Source organism: Chelatococcus caeni (genome assembly GCF_014196925.1).
GTDB classification, from domain to species: Bacteria; Pseudomonadota; Alphaproteobacteria; order Rhizobiales; family Beijerinckiaceae; genus Chelatococcus_A; species Chelatococcus_A caeni.
Map to the genome: position 1 here is coordinate 30,184 of NZ_JACIEN010000008.1, position 19,393 is coordinate 49,576.

Here is a 19,393-nt window from a genome sequence, read left to right on the forward strand (position 1 = left end):
TCCAACTGCCCCTATCTGGTGTCGAAGAGACCGGATTGCGACTGCCACGAGCGCCCCCTCAATCCTCCAGCCCCTCGAGTTCCGTGATCAGCCGGTCGACCATGCCGAGGCCGATCTGCCAGAAGGCCGGGTCGCGCGCGTCGAGGCCGAAGGGGGCGAGCAGCTCCGAATGGTGCTTGGTGCCGCCGGCCGCGAGCATGGCGAGATAGCGCTCGGCGAAGCCCTCGCGGGCACCCTCGTAGACGCCGTAGAGCGAGTTCACCAGGCAGTCGCCGAAGGCATAGGCGTAGACGTAGAACGGCGAATGGATGAAGTGGGGGATGTAGGCCCAGAACACCTCGTACCCCGGGCGCAGGTCGACGCTCGGGCCGAGGCTCTCGGTCTGCACCTTCAGCCACAATTCGCACAACCGCTCCGAGGTGAGCTCGCCGGCCCGCCGCTCGGTGTGGACGAGCCGCTCGAAGGTGTAGAAGGCGATCTGCCGCACCACGGTATTGATCATGTCCTCCACCTTCGCGGCGAGCATGGCCTTGCGCTGGCGCTTGTCGCTCGTGGCGTCGAGGAGGCGGCGGAAGGTCAGCATCTCGCCGAAGACCGAGGCCGTCTCGGCCAGCGTCAGCGGCGTCGGCGCCATGAGCGCGCCGTTCGGCGCGGCGAGCACCTGGTGCACGCCGTGGCCGAGCTCGTGGGCGAGCGTCATCACGTCGCGCGGCTTGCCGAGATAGTTGAGCAGCACATAGGGGTGCGCGGAGGGCACGGTCGGATGCGCGAAGGCGCCCGGCGCCTTGCCCGGCCGCACCGGCGCGTCGATCCAGCGCTCGTCGAAGAAGCGGCGCGCGATGTCCGCCATCTGCGGCGAGAACTCGCCATAGGCGCCGAGCACGGTGTCGCGCGCCTCCTCCCAGCCGATGGTGCGCATCTCCACCTTGGGCAGCGGCGCGTTGCGGTCCCAGTGCGCCAGCTTGTCCTTGCCGAACCAGCGCGCCTTGAGCGCGTAATAGCGGTGCGACAGGCGCGGATAGGCCTCGTGCACGGCCTTGACCAGCGCCTCCACCACCTCGCGCTCGACGCGGTTGGCGAGGTGGCGTGAATCGGCCACGTCCTCGAAGCTGCGCCAGCGGTCCGAGATCTCCTTGTCCTTGGCGAGCGTGTTGGTGACGAGGGTGAAGGTGCGCAGATTGGCGCGGAAGACCTGCGCCAGCGCCTCGGCGCCGGCCCGGCGCACCTCTTCCTGCGGCTCCTGCAGCTTGTTGAGGGTCGGCTCCAGCGTCAGTTCCTCGCCGTCGACGGTGAAGCGCAGCGAGGCGATGGTCTCGTCGAAGAGCCGGTTCCAGGCTGCCCGGCCGGTGACCGACTTCTCGTGGAAGAGCTGCTCGATCCTGTCGTCGAGCTGGAAGGGCTTGTCCTTGGCGATGTCCTCGAGCCACGGACGCCAGTGGGCGAGTGGCGCCCGCGACGCCGCAGCCGCCAGGACCTTGTCGTCGATGCGGTTGAGCTCGAGCGTGAAGAACAGGAGATCCGAGCTCGCCGCCGTCAGGCGCTCCTGCGTGTCGCCGTAGAACTTGCCGCGCTTCGGGTCCGTCGTGTCGCCCGAATAGACGAGCCCGGCGTAGGACATGAGCCGGCCGAGAAGATCCTCCAGCTTCTCGTAGCGGGCGACCACCGCCGCGAGCTGCTCGCTCGCATCCGGCGCCGCCGCCATCGCGGCGAGCTTGCCCCGATAGGCGGCGGCGAAGGCCTTGCACTCCTCCTCCGCCTGCGTGAGATCGTCGGCGAAGGCCTGCGAATCCATGCCCGGATAGAGATGCGACAGGTCCCATTCCGGCAGGCCGCCGAGCGTGTTGCCGTCCCGCGCCTGCGCGCCCGTGCTGCTGTTCGTCATCGTCTTCCTGTCGTTGTCCGCTGCCCCGCATGCCCTTGCCGGCCGCGGGACGATTCCGTTTCGGGCCGATCATCGGGCTTTGAACCGCGATGATCAACGCCGCGACGCGATGCAAGATCCGGCGGCCGCGCGCGGCTGCGTTAACAAGAGCTTTACCGTTCTCGCCCAGCATCGCCCCGAAACGGAACACAGCCGGGCGATTGAGCGAGATGACGACGATCCTGATCGTGGACGACGACCCGGTGCAACGCCGCCTCGTCGAGGGCATGGTGCGGCGCTTCGGCTATGAGCCGCTCATCGCGAGCTCGGGCGAGGAGGCGCTCACGCGGATGACCGGCGGCCAGCCGCCCGTCGATCTCGTGCTGCTCGACCTCGTCATGCCCGATCTCGACGGCATGGGCGTGCTCTCGGCGATGCGCGAGAAAGGCATCGCGCTGCCCGTCATCGTGCAGACCGCGCACGGCTCCATCGAAACCGTCGTCTCGGCCATGCGGGCGGGGGCGGCGGACTTCGTCGTCAAGCCGGTGGGGGCGGAGCGCCTGCAGGTCTCCATCGCCAACGCCCTGCGCACGGATGCGCTGGAGGACGAGATCCGCCGCATGAAGCGGCGCGTCGAGGGCGCCCTCTCCATCCGCGACATCGCCACGCGCAGCGAGGCCATGCGGCGGGCGTTGCACCTCGCCGAGCGCGCGGCGCGCTCGGGCATCCCGGTGCTCATCGAGGGCGAATCGGGCGTCGGCAAGGAGGTGCTGGCCCGCGCCATCCAGGGCTCGGGCGAGCGCAAGGGCAAGCCCTTCGTCACCGTCAACTGCGGCGCCATTCCCGAGAACCTCGTGGAATCGACCCTGTTCGGCCACGAGAAAGGTGCCTTCACCGGCGCCACGGAAAAACATGCCGGCAAGTTCGTCGAGGCGAGCGGGGGCACGCTCTTCCTCGACGAGATCGGCGAACTGCCGCTCGACGCGCAGGTCAAGCTCCTGCGCGCCATCCAGGAGGGCGAGGTCGATCCGGTCGGCGGGCGCCGGCCGGTCAAGGTCGACATCCGCCTGATCTCGGCGACGAACCGCAGCCTGCTCGACCTCGTCAAGCAGGGCCGCTTCCGCGAGGATCTCTACTACCGCCTCAACGTCTTCCCGATGACCCTGCCGCCGCTGCGCGCGCGGCGCGAGGACATCCCGGAGCTTGCCCTCGGCTTCCTCGCCCGCTTCGCCGCCGAGGAGGGCAAGCGCGTGCGCGCCATCGCGCCAGAGGCCATGGCGCTCATCACCCGTTACGACTGGCCGGGCAACGTGCGCCAGCTCGAGAATGCGATCTTCCGCGCCGTCGTCCTCGCCGACGGGCCCGAGCTGACGGTGGCGGAGTTCCCGCAGATCGCGAGCCAGGTCGACGGCTATGCGGTCGACATCCCGCCCGCCCCCGTGGGGCCGGCGCCCGCCCCTGCCCCGGCGCGCGAGATCGTCCATGTCGAGGTCCGCGATCCGGGCAGCCTGCGCCTCCTCGACGACATCGGCGACGTACGCCCGCTCGCCGACATCGAGGCCGACGCCATCCGCTTCGCCCTCAGCCACTATCGCAGCCACATGTCCGAGGTGTCGCGCAAGCTCGGCATCGGCCGCTCGACGCTCTACCGCAAGCTCAAGGAACTCGGCCTCGCCGAGGCCGCGGATGGGGACGCGGACGGAACCATCGAATGAAGACGGCAGGTATGACAGCACACGGTGCCGAACCTCTCACCATGCGAATCGTTTACAAGACAGCCGGTCCGGCCGACACGGCGGCCGGACCGGCGGGAAAGGGGGCACTCATGCGGGCAAGCGCTGCAGCGTGCATCGTCGCCGTTGGCACCGGTCTTCTGACCGCCACCATCGCGGGCCGCGCAGCGGCCGAGCCGGCTTTGCCGGCGCAGTCCGAGAGCCTCGTCCTGCCCACCCCGCCCGCTGCGGCGGTCGACGTGACGGACATCGCCCCAACGGAGCCCGAGGCGCCTCGGCCTGCAACGCCCTCGCCCGCACGCGCGGACGCGCTAGCCCCGCCCGATCTGCTCGCCCCGCCCGATCTCCCGGACATCGCGGTGTCGATCACCGCGGACGAGCCCTCCGTCGCCCTGGCCGGCCGCATCCTCGATGCGCGCGACTGGGCGCTGCCGCGCCTCGGCGAGGAGCAGCGCAGGGCGGTCCGCGCCTTCTACGAGGCGCGCGGCTTCAATCCCCTGTGGATCGCGAACGGCGCCTTCACGCCGGCGGCCCGCAAGGTCATGGCGGTGCTTCAGGGCGCGGCGGCCGACGGGCTCGACCCTGCCGATTATCCGCTGCCGCAGGTCGATGGCCTCGAGGGCGACAACCGTGGCAAGGCGCTCGCCGATGCCGACCTGAAGCTCACCGCGGCCGTCGTCCTCTATGCGCGCGATGCGCGCGGCGGGCGCATCGAGCCCACGAAGCTGTCGAAGCTGCTGACGCCGACGCGCGAACTGCCCGAGGCGGGCGACGTGCTGGAGCGCCTCGGCGCCGCCGCGGATCCCGGTGCCGCGCTCGCGGCCTACAACCCGCAGCACGCGCAATATGCGGCGCTGAAGCGCAAGCTCGCGGAGGTGCGCTCCGAGCGGCCGGCGCAGACGCCCATGGTGCGCGTGCCCAAGGGCCCGGCGCTGCGGCTCGGCATGCAGGACGAGCGCGTGCCGCTCATCCGCGCCCGCTTCGGCCTCGACGTGACGCCGGACGGCGACCACACCTATGACGAGAAAGTGGCGGCCGCCGTCGCCGACTTCCAGCGCGAGCACGGGCTCGCCGCCGATGGCATCCTGGGCGCGCAGACGCTGGCGGCGCTCGGCGGCGGCGTGACGACGAGCGGCCGCCTCGAGGCCGACATCCTCGCCAACATGGAGCGCTGGCGCTGGCTGCCGGCCGACCTCGGCGACCGGCACATCTCCGTCAACATCCCCGCCTACATGGTCCGCGTCCTCGACCGCGGCGAGGTGATCCACGAGGCGCGCGTCATCGTCGGCAAGCCGGAGACGCCGACGCCCGTCTTCTCGGACGTGATGCGGCACGTCGTCGTCAATCCCTACTGGAACGTGCCGCCGTCGATCCTGCGCAACGAGTTCCTGCCGCGCATGGCCCAGGACCCGGACTATGCGGCGCGCCGCGGCTACGAGGTGATTCGGCGCGGCAACAGCATTTCGATTCGCCAGCCGCCCGGGGAGCGCAACGCGCTCGGCCACATCAAGTTCATGTTCCCCAACCAGCACGCCGTCTACCTGCACGACACGCCCAGTCGCTCCCTCTTCAAGCGCGGCGAGCGCGCCTTCAGCCACGGCTGCGTGCGGGTGGACGATCCCTTCACCTTCGCCGAGATCGTCCTCGGCGAAGCCTGGCCGCAGTCGCGGATGAAGAAGCTGATCGGCAAGAGCGAGCGCCTCGTGCGTCTCCCCGAACTTATCCCCATCCATCTCACCTATTTCACCCTCGTCGTCACCGACGAAGGCAAGCTCGTCCGCTACCCGGATATCTATAGCCACGACCAGCGTGTCGCGGCCGCGCTCCGCGATTTGCACTGAACGTGGCGGCAGGAGCGAGCGATCGGCATTATTTTGCCATCGTCTCGCCTTAACCGGTTCTTGTCCGCAGCCGGCCCCGGCGCTAACCTTGCGTTAAGGCTTTGCGGTAAGAGTTCGTTCATCGTTTGACTGACGGCCGCGTTCCAGGCCGTCTCAGCAACGGATGAGTTGGCTTTGTATTCGACACGCTTCAGGCAAGCGTTGTCCCGGGTAGGGCCTTGTTCGCGTGCCGCGTGCAAGATCCTGATCGCCTGTGCCGCGGTCGTCGCCGGGACCCGCAGTCTCCAGGATGCGGTCGCCAATGGCGACACGCGGGCGATCAGCCTGTACCAGACCCATACCAAGGAAAGCGTGACCGTTACCTTCAAGCGCAACGGGGTCTATGACCGCGAGGCGCTGGAGAAGCTCAACTGGATCCTGCGCGACTGGCGCCGGGACGAGCCCATCGCCATGGACCCCAAGCTGTTCGACGTGGCCTGGGCCGTGCACCGCGAGGTGGGCTCGCGCCAGCCGCTCCATGTCGTCTCAGGCTACCGCGCGCCGGAGACCAACGCCATGCTGCGCCGCCGCTCCAGCGCGGTCGCCAAGCAGAGCCAGCACATGCGCGGCAAGGCGATGGACTTCTACCTGCCCGACGCCAACATGGCCCAGGTGCGCGCCATCGCGATGCGGCTGCAGCGCGGCGGCGTCGGCTATTATCCGACGGCCTTCAACCCCTTCGTGCATCTCGACGTCGGCAGCGTGCGCTCGTGGCCGCGCATGACGCGCGACCAGCTCTCGCGCCTCTTCCCCGACGGCAAGACCGTGCACATTCCCGCCGACGGCAAGCCGATGGCGGGCTATGAGCTCGCCCGCGCCGAGATCATGTCGCGCGGCGATGCCGTCGCCGGCTCCTACACGGCCTATGCCGAAGCCGAATCGGCCCAGCCGAGCGGCTCGCGCAAGAGCTTCTGGGCTTCCCTCTTCGGCCTCGAGGAGGAGGAGGACGAGGATTTCGCCAAGCCGAACGGCAACACGCGCACGCGGGTCGCCTCCTCCGGCGCCGCTCCCTCGGGCGGCGATGCGGCGGTCGCCGACAACAGCAACGTGTCCTTCTTCCTGCGCGACCGGCGCGGCGGCAGCGCGCCGGCAGCGCAGCCGCAGGCGCCCCGTCCCACCGCGGTGGCGGCCGTCGCGCCTCAGGCGCAGCCGCAGGTCGCCCAGGTTCCAGCAGCAGCGGCCCCGGCAACGGCGCCTCTGCCCCAGGCCCGGCCGGACGACATCGCCCCTGCAGCCGCTCCGGCCGCCGAGGCGCCCGTCGCCCTCGCCCTGGCGCCCGTGCCGCCGCGTCGGCCCGAGGATGCCATCGCCTCCGTCAACGCCATCGCCGCGACGGCCGTCGTCGCGAATGTTCCCGTGCCGCCCAGCCGGCCGGTCAGCTTCGCCGCCGCCGGCCTCGGCTCGCAGGAGATCGGCACGCGCGCCTCGTCCGACGAGAGCGGCGCCCTCGCGGCCCTCGCCGCGGCAGCGGCCACCCGTCCGCCCGCGACCCGCGTCGCCGGCCTCGTGCCGATGGCCTATGCCGCGGCCGACGTGCCGGTCCCGCCCATCCGGCCCGGCCTCACCGCCGCCGTCTCGCCGGCCGTCGCCGAGGAGGCGAGGCCCGCGCCCCAGGTGCGCCGTCCTGTCGCCGCGGCGGCCGTGCCCCGCGTCCTGCGCCCGCTCTTCGGCGGCGATCCCGTCGAGCCGCCGACTCCCTCCTCTCGCATCGCGATGGCCCACGCGGCCGCCGACACCTCCCCGGCACCCGTACCGGCAGGCCGGCTCGCGGCAGCGGCCTTCACGCTCGCGCTGCCGCTTCGGACCGACGGTCCGGAGGCCCCGCAACCCTGAGGCGCAGCGGCGCGAACCCGGACAACAAAAAGCCCCGGCAGGACCGGGGCTTTTTGTTGGGCCGGTGCGGCAGCCTCGCGGCGCCTCACATGCCGAGCGCCTGCATGTAGAGCTCGAGGATCGCCTCTTCTTCCTGGCGCTCCTCCGGCGGCTTCTTGCGCATGCTGACGAGCCTGCGGATCGCCTTGGTGTCGAAGCCGCGTCCCTTGGCTTCGCCATAGACCTCCTTGATGTCGCCCGCGATGGCCGCCTTCTCCTCCTCGAGCCGCTCGATGCGCTCGATGAACTGCTTCAATTCCTCGGCGGCAACGCCACTGTCGGCAACGTCGTTGACCATATGTCTCTTCCGTCTCACTGATTGGAAACGGGCGACCTCCGGCCGCCCGCGCGCGAGCCGCGCAGACTAGTGGCTCCGGCGCGGATTGGAAGAGGGCGGGGGCGCTCGCCTGCCGCATGTCCCCGCTATCCCGGTGTCAAGGCCGGATCAGCCGTGGCCATGGCCCGCTTTGGTGAAGGCTGCCTTCTGCTCCGGCGTCGCCTCCTTCTGGTAGCGCTCCTTCCAGTCCTCGTAGGGCATGCCGTAGACATGCTCGCGCGCATTCGCCCGGTCGAGCGTCAGCGAACGCTCGGCGGCCGCTTCCTCGAGCCAGTTGGACAGGCAGTTGCGGCAGAAGCCGGCGAGGTTCATGAGGTCGATGTTCTGCACGTCGGTGCGCTCGCGCAGGTGCTTCACGAGCCTGCGGAAGACCGCAGCCTCGAGTTCGGTCATCGTATGGGCGTCGATCTGCTGCATTGCCGCTCTCCTTCCTCGCCGGTCCGGCCGTCGCGAGGAACAATGGTGACGAAAGCCGCAACTTGCCATAGGAGGGTCGGGACCGCGACCTCCCGCTGCCGACCGCCGGTGCCCCCTTGAGCGTCACCTCGCCCTCCAAGGCCACGCATTCGCCCTCGCCGCTCGCGCTCGGCGCGCTCTTCGCCGCGGCGCTCGCCATGGGCGTGTCACCCGTCCTCGTGCGGCTTGCCGACGTCGGGCCCTTCGCCAGCGCCTTCTGGCGCGTGGCGCTCGCCTTGCCCATCCTCTGGGTCTGGATGCAGGCGGAGGAGCGCGGCCGCAGGGCCGCGCCGTCACGCCCCTTCGGCCGCGGCACCGTGCTCGCGGGCCTGTTCTTCGCCGGCGACCTGTTCTTCTGGCATCTCGCCATCATGAACACGACGATCGCCAACGCCACCTTCTTCGCGACGACGGCGCCGCTCTTCGTCGTGCTGGCGAGCTGGCTCGTGCTGCGCCGCCGGGTCGCCGGGCCGGTTCTCGTCGGCCTCGCCTTCTGCCTCGCGGGCGGGGCGGCCCTCATCGGCCAGAGCCTCGACATCGCGCCGCAGCGGCTTGTGGGCGACGGCTTCGGCATCGCCACGGCCGTCTTCTTCGGTTTCTACTTCCTCGCCGTCGAACATGCGCGCAAGACGACCGGGGCCGCCCGCGTCACCTTCGAATCGAGCCTCATCACCGCCGCCATCCTGCTCGTCGTGGCCCTCGTCATGGAGCCGCACATCCTGCCGCGAAGCGGCTGGGGCCTTGCCGTTCTCGTCGCGCTCGCCTGGTTCAGCCACGCCGGCGGCCAGGGGCTGCTCGCCTTTGCCCTCGGGCACCTGCCGGCCACCTTCTCCTCCCTCGTCATCTTCCTGGAAGCGGTCTTCGCCGCGGCCTGCGGCTGGCTGATCGCGGGCGAGGCCTTGACGCTGGTGCAAACCGCAGGCGGACTGCTCATCCTGTTCGGCATCTGGCTCGCGCGGCCGAAAGCCCCGCGCACCGCAGTGGAACGACAATCGCCTGTGCCGCACTAGGGCCGGGCGCCGGGAGGAACGAGGGAGAACGACATGGCCGAGGGCTTGGGCGACGAAGGCATGGCGGACCTGAACGCGGCGCATCTGTCGGGCCCCGTCGGCGCGCGCCGCGCCGTGCTGGAGGCGGTCTTCGAGGCTGCCGTCGCAGCCGCCCATCCGCGCCTCTGCCTGCCGCAGCACCTGCCTCCCCCGCCGGCCAGCGGGCGCATCATCCTGCTCGCGGCCGGCAAGGCCGCCGCATCGATGACGGTCGTCGCCGAGGAATTCTACGAGAGCGAATACCGCCTCCCGCGCGAGCGCATGACCGGCATCGCCGTGACGCGGCACGGCTACGGCCAGCCCACGCAATGGATCGAGATCGTCGAGGCCGGGCACCCCGTGCCGGACGCCGCCGGCCTTGCCGCCACGGAGCGGGCGCTCGCCCTCGCCGCGGGGGCGCATAAGGAAGACCTCGTGCTCGTGCTTCTGTCCGGTGGCGGCTCCGCCAACTGGATCGCGCCGGCCGGCAACCTGACGCTGGCGGAGAAGCAGGGCATCACGCGCGCGCTGCTGCGCTCCGGCGCCTCGATCGACGAGATCAACGCCGTGCGCAAGCACCTGTCGCGCATCAAGGGTGGGCGCCTCGCCCGCTGCGCCGCCCCGGCGACGATCCTGACCCTCGCCATTTCCGACGTGCCGCGCGACGACCCCTCGACGATCGCCTCCGGCCCGACGGTGCCGGACCCGACGACGCTCGCCGAGGCGCGCGCCATCGCCGCGCGCCGGGGCGTTCCCCTCACCGCCTCGGCCGAGGCGTTGCTCGACGATCCGGCCAACGAATCGCCCAAGGCCGGCGACCCGGCCTTCGCCCACAGCCGCTTCGAGATCATCGCCCGCCCGGCCGACTCGATCGCACTCGCGGCGCGCACCGCGCGAGACGCCGGTTATGAGCCGATCGTCCTCGGCGCCGACCTCGAGGGCGAGGCGCGCGAGGTCGCGGCCGACCATGCGCGGCAGGCGCTCGCCCTGCGCGAGGCCGGACGCCGGGCCGCCATCATCTCCGGCGGGGAACTGACGGTGACGCTGAAGGGCAAGGGACGCGGCGGCCCCAACCAGGAATACGCTTTGGCGCTCGCCCTCGCCCTCGACGGCGCGGCGGGCATCTCCGCCCTCGCCGGCGACACCGACGGCACGGACGGCGGCGGCGGCGCCGCCAGCGACCCGGCAGGCGCCATCGTCGACGAGACGACTATCGCGCGTGCACGCGGCCTTGGCCTCGATCCCGCCGCATCTCTGGCCGACAACGACTCGACGCGCTTCTTCGAAGCCCTCGGCGACCTTCTCCTGCCCGGTCCCACACGCACCAACGTCAACGATTGTCGCGTGATCCTCGTCGACGACCGCTAGGATGCGCCGGTGCGGACGACGAGGAGCGCGTTGACATTCCATGCCGCGACGCTCAAGACCTGTATCGATTAGATGCTCGATTTGCCGATGAAAACCGATCGCTCGCATTCTCTGCCCCGGCTGCGAAAGCTCGCCCTCAGCGTCCTCGCGCTGGCGCCGCTCGCACTCGCCGTCGGGGCCGTGTCGCCCGCCCGGGCGGACCTGCGCATCTGCAACATGACAGGGGCGCGCGTCGGCGTCGCGCTCGGCTATCGCGATCCGCAGGGCTGGATGACCGAAGGCTGGTGGAACATCGACGAGCGCAAGTGCGAGACGCTGCTCAAGGGGCCGCTCGCCGGGCGTTTCTACTACATCTACGCACTCGACTATTCCGGCGGCGGGGAATGGGGCGGCCGCTCCTTCCTGTGCACGCGCGACCGCGAGTTCTCCATTCGCGGCATCGATAATTGCCTCGCCCGGGGCTACGAGCGGACCGGGTTCTTCGAGGTCGACACGGGCCAGCAGAAGAGCTGGACCGTCCAGCTCACGGACAGCAACAGAGCAGCCGAGGTGCGTAGATGAGACGGATGCGGCGCGTAAAGATCCTGGCCACCCTCGGACCCGCGTCCAACGACCCGGCCATGATCGCCCGGCTGCACGAAGCCGGGGCGGACGTCTTCCGCATCAACATGAGCCACACCTCGAAGGATGGCCTCGCCGAGCGCGTCGCCGCCATCCGCGGCGTCGAGCAGCGCGCGGGCCGGCCCATCGGCATCCTGGTCGACCTGCAGGGCCCGAAGCTGCGCATCGGCACCTTCGCCAAGGATGCCGCGATGCTGTCGGCGGGCGAGCGCTTCGTCCTCGATTCCGACCCCAAGCCCGGCACGGCCAAGCGCGTGCACCTGCCGCACCCCGAGATCCTCGCGGCGCTCGAGCCCGGCCATGCCATCATCATCGACGACGGCAAGATCCGGCTCGAGGTGGAGAGCGTCGGCAAGGGCAAGGCCACCACGCGCGTCGTGGTGGGGGGCAAGATCTCCAACCGCAAGGGCGTCAGCCTGCCCGACACGACGATCCCGGTCTCCGCCATGACGGAGAAGGACCGCACCGATCTCGAGGCGGCCGTCAACATCGGCGTCGACTGGATCGCTCTGTCCTTCGTGCAGCGGCCGGAGGACATCGCCGAGGTGCGCAAGGTCGCGCGCGGGCGGGCGCTCGTCATGGCAAAGATTGAGAAGCCCCAGGCGGTCGCCCGCCTCGACGAGATCATCGAGGTCTCCGATGCGCTCATGGTCGCCCGCGGTGACCTCGGCGTCGAGATGCCGCTCGAGAAGGTGCCCGGCATCCAGAAGCTCATCACCCGCAGCGCCCGCCGCTGGGGCAAGCCCGTCGTCGTGGCGACGCAGATGCTCGAATCGATGATCACCTCGCCGGTCCCGACGCGCGCGGAGGTGTCGGACGTCGGCACTGCCGTCTTCGAGGGTGCGGACGCCATCATGCTGTCGGCCGAGAGCGCGGCGGGCGAGTATCCGGTCGAGGCGGTGGCGACGATGAACCGCATCGCCGAGGAGATCGAGCGCGACAGCAACTACCGCGCCATCATCAATGCCCAGCGCGCCGAGCCCGAGGCGACGGGCGCGGACGCCATCGCCTCCGCCGCGCGCTCGATAGCCGAGACGCTGGACCTCAAGGCCATCGTCGCCTGGACCTCCTCCGGCGCCACGGGCCTGCGCATCGCGCGCGAGCGCCCGCAGACGCCGCTGCTCGCCCTGACCCCGAACGCCGATGCGGGACGGCGCCTCGCCCTCGTCTGGGGCGTGCATCCCATCGTGACCGAGGATGCCCGCGACATCGACGACATGGCCGACCGCGCCTGCGACATCAGCCGCGATGCGGGCTATGCCGAGACCGGTCAGCGCGTCATCATCGTGGCGGGCGTGCCCTTCGGCACGCCGGGCGCGACGAACATGGTGCGCGTCGCCTTCGTCGCCCCGGAAGGGGGCGCGCTCGGCCACGGCAATACGTCGCGCAAGGCCTGACACCAGGCTGGCAGCAGATCCGGCTCAAACGGGCTGACACGGGCGCCACGCGCGCCCGTGGGCGCCTGGCGCCCTCTGGTGCGTGTCAGATGTCCCGGCCGTCGACGTCGGGCGCCAGCCGCTCCACGGCGGCCTTCACCGCCTCCAGGTGCGGGTGGACGGCCAGCGCCTGACGATAGGCGCGCAGGGCGAGCACCTTCTCCTCGTCCACCTCGAAAAGCCGGCCGAGGGCCGTCCAGGCCTCGTAGTGGCGCGGCTCGCGGGCGATAGCCTGCTGGAGGTCGAGAATGGCCTGCCGGCGATCCCCCAGCATGCCGAAGAGCGTCGCGCGCTTCGCCCAGGCCTCGGCCCAGCCCGCCTCGATGACGACGACCCGGTCGAGCAGCTCGATCGCCAGCGGCGGGTTGCCCGAGCGCGCGGCGACGAGCGCCCGGCTCATCAGGAGGTCGGCCGTATCGGAGCCGGAGCGCAGCCACTGGCGCTCGATGAGGCGGGCGATACCCGCCGCCTCGGCCGCGTCACCGCTGTTGCCGAGCCGCTCGAACAGCTGGTCGAGCTGCGCCGCACGCCGCGCCTCGGGCGATACAGGCCGCTCTGCGCTCTTCGGCGCCTCCCGCCGCTCGGAGCCCTGCGACTGGGCCGCAACGCCGCTCCACGGCGGAACGGCAAGGGCCATCCCCATCGAAAGAAGCACAAGCGGGCGGATTGCGCGTGTCATGAGAATGAGCCTAGCGCGCCGCGCCCCGGGGGCAAGGCCCCTCGCGGACACGTCGCCGTGAGCTGCGGCCCGTCGCGCCAACGCCAAAAGCCCGGCGTCATCGCCGGGCTCTCCGTTTTTCATGCAAGACCGCCGAAGCGGCCGGACGCTTGGCCCGGGCGTCAGCCCTGGCGCGCCTTGAAGCGCTTCTGCGTCTTGTTGATGATGTACACGCGGCCCTTGCGACGGACCAGCTGGTTGTCGCGGTGGCGCTCGCGCAGAGACTTGAGCGAATTGCGGATCTTCATCGTCCGATCTCCGTACGGCGCGGCTCCAGCGAACCTCGGCCGTCCTCAAAAAAATGGTGGGCGCGACAGGGATCGAACCTGTGACCCCTACGATGTCAACGTAGTGCTCTCCCGCTGAGCTACGCGCCCTTCGGACGACGCTTTCGCGACGTCCTCATGTGGGCCGCGGATATAGCGGCTTGTGGCGGGGTGCGCAAGCCGTCCGCGAAAAATACTCAGGCGGCGAGCAACTTTTCCACTTCCGACACCAGTTCGCGCAGGTGGAAGGGCTTGGACAGCACCTTGGCGTCCTTCGGCGCCTGCGAATCGGGGTTGAGCGCGACCGCCGCGAAACCGGTGATGAACATCACCTTGATGTCGGGGTCGAGCTCGGTGGCGCGCCGCGCCAGCTCGATGCCGTCCATCTCCGGCATGACGATGTCGGTGAGCAGCAGTTCGAACGGCTCCTCCCGCAGGCGATTGTAGGCCGACAGCCCGTTGTCAAAGGACACCACCTCGTAGCCCGCGTTCTGCAGGGCCTTGACGAGGAAGCGCCGCATGTCGTTGTCGTCTTCGGCGAGAAGGATCTTGCTCATGGCGCACGCGTCGAAAGTGATCGGGCGGGCTGCGGGCTCGGATCTGCCGTGCCGCGCTGCCCGGCCGAGAGGTTAGTGGCACGTCCGTCGCCGGACAATGCTCCGTCCGAGCTGCCGACGCCGTGCCCTACCGTCTAGCCACGCTCCTCGTAAAAAAGGCGTGAAAAACCACGCATGACGTACGGCGCGGCACGGATCGCACGGGCGCCAGGCGACGCGGCGATGGACGACGCGCCGGCAAATCGGCCACAATCGCCGTTCGAGACGGCCCTGCCCGCGGGCGCCGTCGTCCCCGTATCAGCGTCATGGTCCCCGATGTCGTCTCCGATCGAGCCGGAACTCGCAGTCCCCTTCACGGTCGTCGAACCGTCCGATCAAACGGTGCCGCTCGTCTTCAATGCGCCCCACGCCGGCGCCGTCTACCCGCAGAGCTTCGTCGACGGCGCCCGTCTCGATCCGCTCGCCCTGCGCCGTTCGGAGGATGCCTATGTGGACGCGCTCTTCGCCGGCATGGGCGCTCTCGGCGCGCCGATGCTCGTCGCCCGCTTTCCCCGCGCCTATCTCGACGTGAACCGCGAGCCCTACGAGCTCGACCCGCGCATGTTCGACGGCCGGCTGCCGCCCTATGCCAACACGCGCTCGCTGCGCGTCGCGGGCGGGCTCGGCACCATCCCGCGCATCGTGGGCGACGGGCAGGAGATCTATCCCGGCAAGCTCCCCGTGGCCGAGGCCATGCGCCGCATCGAATGGCTTTACAAGCCCTACCACCGCGCCCTCAGGCAGATCGTGATGCGCACCCAGCGCCGGTTCGGCTCGGTCCTGCTCGTCGACTGCCATTCGATGCCCTCCTCAAGCGTGACGCGGGACGAGAACTCGCGCGCCGACATCGTCATCGGCGATCGATTCGGCACGAGCTGCGCCGCGGCGACCAGCGACAGGGTCGCGCAGTCCTTCGAGCGCCTCGGCTATCGCGTGGCCCGCAACCGCCCCTATGCCGGCGGCTTCATCACCGAGCACTACGGCGAGCCCGCGGCCGGCCGGCATGCCCTGCAGGTAGAGATCAACCGCAGCCTCTACATGGACGAGCGGACGATGCAGCGCACGGAGGGTTTCGCCCGCCTCGCGAGCGACATCACCGAGGTCTTCTCCCTCATCGCCGAGACGGCCGGCGCGGATCTCACCGAGCGGCGCCTGGCTGCCGAATAGCCGGCGCTCGCCGTCAGCCCCGTCAGTCCGGCGCCAGGCAAGAAAAAAGGCCGCACACTTGCGTGCGCGGCCCAAGTCTAGGGAGGAAACGCCCAAGGAGGGCAGCGGCACCGCGACGGAACATCGCCGTACCGCACTGCAACAACATGCCACCGCACCGCACAAAAAGCAAGGGTGATTGACCTATTTTTTTGTGCCCCCGGGATCGCGATCCCGGCCGGGGTGGGGGTCGTGTGCGAGGACGTAGGTAATGAGTGCGGCCGCAATTGCAAGGGCCAGCAAGGAAAAGACAGCCTTGTAGGCCTCTTGTGGATAGTGCCCGAGGGGGCCACGGCCGAAGAGGTCCATGAGCCGCCCCGTCACCGTCTGCATCACGAAGACGCCGCCCATGGTGCCGATGTTCATCAGCGTGATGCCGCGACCTATAAGATTTTGAGGAAAAAGAGATTTCCCGTGCGCCATGACCGGCGGCGTGTAGGCCACGGCCGCCCCGAAGACGACTAGCCAGACGACCACCGAGACCGGGCCGAGAGGCATGAGGGCAGCGTAGGCGAGGCATGCGATGGTTGCAGAGGCGCCAAGCACGACCGGGGGTTTGTACCCGCGGAAGAGCCGGTCAGCCGCTCCCCAGAGGAAGAGGGCGGCGATCTGCGTCGCCGAGGCCGCGAAGAGCGCGACACCGCGCCGCTCGAGGTCGAAGCCGTACACGTCGCTCAGGAACGGCCCCGCCCACAGGCCGATGACGGTGCCGAAGGCCGCATAGCCGGTCGCGTGCATCAGGAAGAGCGGCCAGAACGAGCGCACGCGCACCGCCTCGCGCACGCCGGCGAGCGCCATGCGCCACGATTCGCGGCCGGCCCATGCGGTGACGGCGGGACCGCGCACGCCGAGGAAGACCGCGAGGCCCGCGGCCGTCGCAAAGGCCGCGACGACCAGAAAGCTGGCCCGCCAGCCGATCGATTCGGCGGCGAAGGCGAGCGGGGCGGTGGCGGCGAGCGTGCCGAAATTGCCGATGCTGAGCTGGATGCCGGTGAGGAAGGCGAAGCGCTCGGGCGGGAAGAGGCGGGCATAGATGGCGAGCGGCGCCATGAAGAAGCTGGAGCAGCCGATGCCGAGGAGAAGCCGCGCGCCGACCAGCATTGTCGCGTCCCGCGCCAGCGCGAAGAGCAGGACGCCGGCCACCGCGATCAGGGAGCACACCAGCATGACGCGGCGCGGCCCGTAGCGGTCGATGGAGATGCCGACCGGGATCTGCGCCGCCGCGAAGGTCAGGAAGAAGCCGCTGGAAAGAAGCCCGAGATCGGTGGCGGAGAGCGAAAGGTCCGCGGCGAGATTCGGTGCGATGACGCCGATCGAGTTGCGCAGGAACTGGCTGACGCTGTAGATGCCCGCGAGCACCGCGATGAGCAGCACCGCCTGGCTTCCCACCGGCGTCGTGCCGGCATCCGCCGGGATCTGACCATCCTTCATGCCCGCTCCTCCCGCCTCGCGCTCCACCGGGCGCATGGCCTGTCGTTCGTTCCTCTCTTTCTAAACGGCCCCGCCCGCGATAAGACCCCTCTGCAACGCAGCCCTGCCCGCGTGAGGTGCGAGGCTCGTGCACGGCTGGCGGAGGGGATGGGAATGGCAGCGGTCGACTTCAGCGCCTTCATGGACGAGCTCGCAACCGTGTCCGGGCGCGCCATCCTGCCCTTCTTCCGCACCGCCCTGATGGCCGAGAACAAGGCGCTCGGCGACAGGTTCGACCCGGTGACGGAGGCGGACCGCGCGGCCGAGGCCGCCATGCGCCAGCTCATCCGCCGGCAGTTTCCCCAGCACGGCATCTGCGGCGAGGAGTTCGGCGACGAGCGCACGGATGCCGACTACGTGTGGGTGCTCGATCCCATCGACGGCACGCGCGCCTTCATCTCGGGCCTGCCACTGTGGGGCACGCTCATCGGCCTCACCCACCGCAGCGCGCCCGTCTACGGCCTCATGCACCAGCCCTTCACGGGCGAGCGCTTCTACGGTGGCGGCAGGAGTGCCGGCTACAAGGGCCCCATGGGTGCGCGTACGCTCAAGACGCGGCGCTGCGCGAGCCTGGCCGAGGCGACCCTCTCGACCACCTCCCCCTCTCTCTTCGATGCGGACGAGCGCCCGCGCTACGAGCGGGTCGAGCGGGAGACGCGCCTCGTGCGCTACGGCTATGACTGCTACGCCTATTGCATGGTCGCGGCCGGCCACATCGACCTCGTCATCGAGGCCGGGCTGAAGCCCTACGACATCGTCGCCCTGGTGCCGATCATCGAGGGGGCCGGCGGCGTCGTCACCAACTGGCAGGGCGATTCACCGGCAGCGGGCGGCACGGTCGTCGCCGCGGGCGACCCGCGGATTCACGAAGCCGCGCTCAAGCTGCTCTCGGCCTGATCCGGCAGCGCCCCTTCCGAGCCGGGCACGAAGGCGTCGAAGGCGGCCCAGAACTGGTCGCGGATGCCGTCGCGCTCCATCAGGATCTCGTGCCGGGCACCGGGAATCACGATGGCGCGGCCCGTCTTGAGGCGGGCGGCGAAACGCTCGGTCGCCGGTGTCGAGACCACCGGATCGGCCCCGGCCGCGACGACGAGCACCGGCGTCCTGATCTCGAGCGCGAAATTCGGATCGGCGAAGGCGCCCATGGCGCGATAGGCGGCGTCGAGCCACGCCACGGTCGGATCGCCGATGGCAAGCTCGGGGGCCCGGGCGGCCACCTCGGCATTGCGCGCATAGCGCACCGGGTCCGACGTCAGCCGGTTGCCCGCGAAGGGCTTCGTGGAGATCGACGTGGCGCCGCCACCGGGGACGTAGCTCGCCCCGAAGCCGCAGGCATCGAGCATCTCGGACAGGAGGCGCGCGGCGCGCGGCCAGGGCACCATGGCGATGTCGATCATCGGCGCGGCCGCGACGAGGCGGGCGAAGGGCGTCTTCTTCCCCCTCAGCGCGTGCAGGAGGATCGTCCCGCCCATGGAATGGGCGAGCAGGAAATAGGGCGGCGGGCAGCGCGGCAGGATGACCTGATCGAGGATGGCCGCAAGGTCGCGCTCATAGAGCGAGAAGTCGTCGACGTGGCCCTTGCGCGGGTTGGCGAGGTCGCGCTGCGAGCCGCCCTGCCCGCGCCAGTCGAAGGCGACGACCGCAAAGCCGCGGCGGCGCAGGTCCGCCACCGTCTCGAAATATTTCTCGATGAACTCCGCCCGGCCCTGCACGAGCAAGACCGTGCCACGCGTCCGGCGCGCCGTCGCCCGCCAGCGCACGGCGCGCAGCACGATGCCGTCCGCGGTGGTCACCGGCGTGATCACCGGCTGGCTCGGCACCGGGTTCAGCTCTGTCGCGACGAGTTCCATCGCCCCCTCCCACCGCCCGTTTGCGGCCTCTCGCTGCCGGTTATAGCCGCTGCACCCGCCCCGTCGCCACAGGTCTTGAAAGACCGGCCGGGCGCCACCAACTCTCTGGCGTGCAGGCCACTGACGGCTGCACGGTGGGATGCCTGGCCGTTTCAGGCGGGCATTGTCCGCATATCGCTTCAAATGGAGGATGTGCCATGCGTCAATTCGATCTGTCCCCCCTCTACCGCTCGACGGTCGGCTTCGACCGTCTGTTCTCGATGCTCGATCAGGTTGCCGGCGTCGACAGCTCCCCGAGCTATCCGCCCTACAACATCGAGCGAACCGGCGAAGATGCGTATCGCATCACGGTAGCCGTCGCCGGTTTCGCCAGCGATGATCTCGCCATCGAGACGAAGAACAACACCCTGACGATCCGCGGCGAGAAGAAGGTCGCCGAAGGTGCCCAGAGGCCCGAAATGCTCTACCAGGGCATCGCGGCCCGGGCTTTCGAGCGCCGCTTCCAGCTCGCCGACCACGTTCAGGTGACAGGCGCCGCGCTGGAGAACGGTCTCCTGCACGTCGACCTCGTCCGCGAGGTGCCGGAGGCGATGAAGCCCCGCACCATCCCCATCGCGACGAAGCCGACGAACATCGCCATCGACGCCAAGGTGGCGGATCGCGCCAAGGAAGCCGCCTGACGCGGCAGGCCATGG

18 protein-coding genes and 1 tRNA gene are annotated in these 19,393 nt (G+C 70.0%); 10 read left to right on the forward strand and 9 right to left on the reverse strand.

Annotation, left to right across the window (positions count from 1 at the left end):
• Positions 1-58: 58 nt before the first annotated feature.
• On the reverse strand, positions 59-1,882 hold the full coding sequence (locus GGR16_RS23050) for a M3 family oligoendopeptidase (RefSeq protein ID WP_019403302.1): 1,824 nt from the start codon (positions 1,880-1,882) through the stop codon (positions 59-61).
• Between the two features lie 209 nt (positions 1,883-2,091).
• Between GGR16_RS23050 and GGR16_RS23055 the strand changes: the two genes are divergently transcribed.
• From GGR16_RS23055 to GGR16_RS26105, 3 genes are all read left to right on the forward strand, one after another.
• Entirely contained in the window at positions 2,092-3,576 is a 1,485-nt protein-coding gene (locus GGR16_RS23055) for a sigma-54-dependent transcriptional regulator (RefSeq protein WP_019403301.1), read from the forward strand.
• A 110-nt stretch (positions 3,577-3,686) separates the two neighbouring features.
• The gene (locus GGR16_RS23060; RefSeq protein ID WP_183318468.1) at positions 3,687-5,435 is read left to right on the forward strand and encodes a L,D-transpeptidase scaffold domain-containing protein; all 1,749 of its coding nucleotides are present in this window, start codon (positions 3,687-3,689) and stop codon (positions 5,433-5,435) included.
• Positions 5,436-5,636: 201 nt separating this feature from the next.
• A complete protein-coding gene (locus tag GGR16_RS26105; protein ID WP_210289691.1) occupies positions 5,637-7,307 on the forward strand; it encodes a peptidoglycan L,D-endopeptidase MepK in 1,671 nt (556 codons plus the stop codon).
• Positions 7,308-7,392: 85 nt separating this feature from the next.
• On the opposite strand, the gene GGR16_RS23070 is transcribed toward GGR16_RS26105, so the two are convergent.
• Together GGR16_RS23070 and GGR16_RS23075 are read right to left on the reverse strand one after the other, a co-directional pair.
• Positions 7,393-7,644 (reverse strand): DUF2312 domain-containing protein, encoded by a 252-nt coding sequence (locus GGR16_RS23070; protein WP_019401099.1) that lies wholly within the window; start codon positions 7,642-7,644, stop codon positions 7,393-7,395.
• Positions 7,645-7,791: 147 nt separating this feature from the next.
• Positions 7,792-8,100 carry a DUF1244 domain-containing protein gene (locus GGR16_RS23075; RefSeq protein ID WP_019401098.1) on the reverse strand — a complete coding sequence of 103 codons (309 nt, stop codon included), beginning with the start codon at positions 8,098-8,100 and terminating at the stop codon, positions 7,792-7,794.
• A 116-nt stretch (positions 8,101-8,216) separates the two neighbouring features.
• Here GGR16_RS23075 and GGR16_RS23080 point away from each other — a divergent pair, with 116 nt between their 5' ends.
• From GGR16_RS23080 to pyk, 4 genes are all read left to right on the forward strand, one after another.
• On the forward strand, positions 8,217-9,149 hold the full coding sequence (locus tag GGR16_RS23080) for a DMT family transporter (protein ID WP_183318470.1): 933 nt from the start codon (positions 8,217-8,219) through the stop codon (positions 9,147-9,149).
• A gap of 60 nt (positions 9,150-9,209) precedes the next feature.
• On the forward strand, positions 9,210-10,535 hold the full coding sequence (locus tag GGR16_RS23085) for a glycerate kinase type-2 family protein (RefSeq protein WP_183318642.1): 1,326 nt from the start codon (positions 9,210-9,212) through the stop codon (positions 10,533-10,535).
• 87 nt (positions 10,536-10,622) lie between these two features.
• A complete protein-coding gene (locus tag GGR16_RS23090) occupies positions 10,623-11,096 on the forward strand; it encodes a DUF1036 domain-containing protein (protein ID WP_050996494.1) in 474 nt (157 codons plus the stop codon).
• Complete coding sequence (gene pyk / locus GGR16_RS23095; protein ID WP_183318472.1) at positions 11,093-12,553, forward strand: pyruvate kinase; 1,461 nt, start codon at positions 11,093-11,095, stop codon at positions 12,551-12,553. The genes GGR16_RS23090 and pyk overlap by 4 nt, the downstream gene beginning before the upstream one ends.
• Positions 12,554-12,638: 85 nt before the next feature.
• On the opposite strand, the gene GGR16_RS23100 is transcribed toward pyk, so the two are convergent.
• From GGR16_RS23100 to cpdR, 4 genes are all read right to left on the reverse strand, one after another.
• Positions 12,639-13,229, reverse strand: coding sequence for a tetratricopeptide repeat protein (locus GGR16_RS23100; protein WP_246373274.1), 591 nt, complete (start codon positions 13,227-13,229; stop codon positions 12,639-12,641).
• 203 nt (positions 13,230-13,432) lie between these two features.
• A complete protein-coding gene (ykgO, locus tag GGR16_RS23105; RefSeq protein WP_019401092.1) occupies positions 13,433-13,558 on the reverse strand; it encodes a type B 50S ribosomal protein L36 in 126 nt (41 codons plus the stop codon).
• 54 nt (positions 13,559-13,612) lie between these two features.
• Positions 13,613-13,687, reverse strand: a tRNA-Val gene (locus tag GGR16_RS23110).
• Positions 13,688-13,773: 86 nt separating this feature from the next.
• On the reverse strand, positions 13,774-14,133 hold the full coding sequence (cpdR, locus tag GGR16_RS23115; protein ID WP_019401091.1) for a cell cycle two-component system response regulator CpdR: 360 nt from the start codon (positions 14,131-14,133) through the stop codon (positions 13,774-13,776).
• Positions 14,134-14,448: 315 nt separating this feature from the next.
• Here cpdR and GGR16_RS23120 point away from each other — a divergent pair, with 315 nt between their 5' ends.
• On the forward strand, positions 14,449-15,339 hold the full coding sequence (locus GGR16_RS23120) for an N-formylglutamate amidohydrolase (RefSeq protein ID WP_183318476.1): 891 nt from the start codon (positions 14,449-14,451) through the stop codon (positions 15,337-15,339).
• Positions 15,340-15,522: 183 nt separating this feature from the next.
• Here GGR16_RS23120 and GGR16_RS23125 read toward each other — a convergent pair whose 3' ends face one another.
• Complete coding sequence (locus GGR16_RS23125; RefSeq protein ID WP_156332667.1) at positions 15,523-16,809, reverse strand: MFS transporter; 1,287 nt, start codon at positions 16,807-16,809, stop codon at positions 15,523-15,525.
• Between the two features lie 153 nt (positions 16,810-16,962).
• On the opposite strand from GGR16_RS23125, the gene hisN reads away from it, so the two are divergent.
• The gene (hisN, locus tag GGR16_RS23130; RefSeq protein ID WP_183318478.1) at positions 16,963-17,745 is read left to right on the forward strand and encodes a histidinol-phosphatase; all 783 of its coding nucleotides are present in this window, start codon (positions 16,963-16,965) and stop codon (positions 17,743-17,745) included.
• On the opposite strand, the gene GGR16_RS23135 is transcribed toward hisN, so the two are convergent.
• On the reverse strand, positions 17,712-18,698 hold the full coding sequence (locus GGR16_RS23135; RefSeq protein ID WP_019401087.1) for an alpha/beta fold hydrolase: 987 nt from the start codon (positions 18,696-18,698) through the stop codon (positions 17,712-17,714). The genes hisN and GGR16_RS23135 overlap by 34 nt on opposite strands.
• A gap of 197 nt (positions 18,699-18,895) precedes the next feature.
• Between GGR16_RS23135 and GGR16_RS23140 the strand changes: the two genes are divergently transcribed.
• Positions 18,896-19,378 (forward strand): Hsp20 family protein, encoded by a 483-nt coding sequence (locus GGR16_RS23140; protein ID WP_019401086.1) that lies wholly within the window; start codon positions 18,896-18,898, stop codon positions 19,376-19,378.
• Positions 19,379-19,393: the final 15 nt, after the last annotated feature.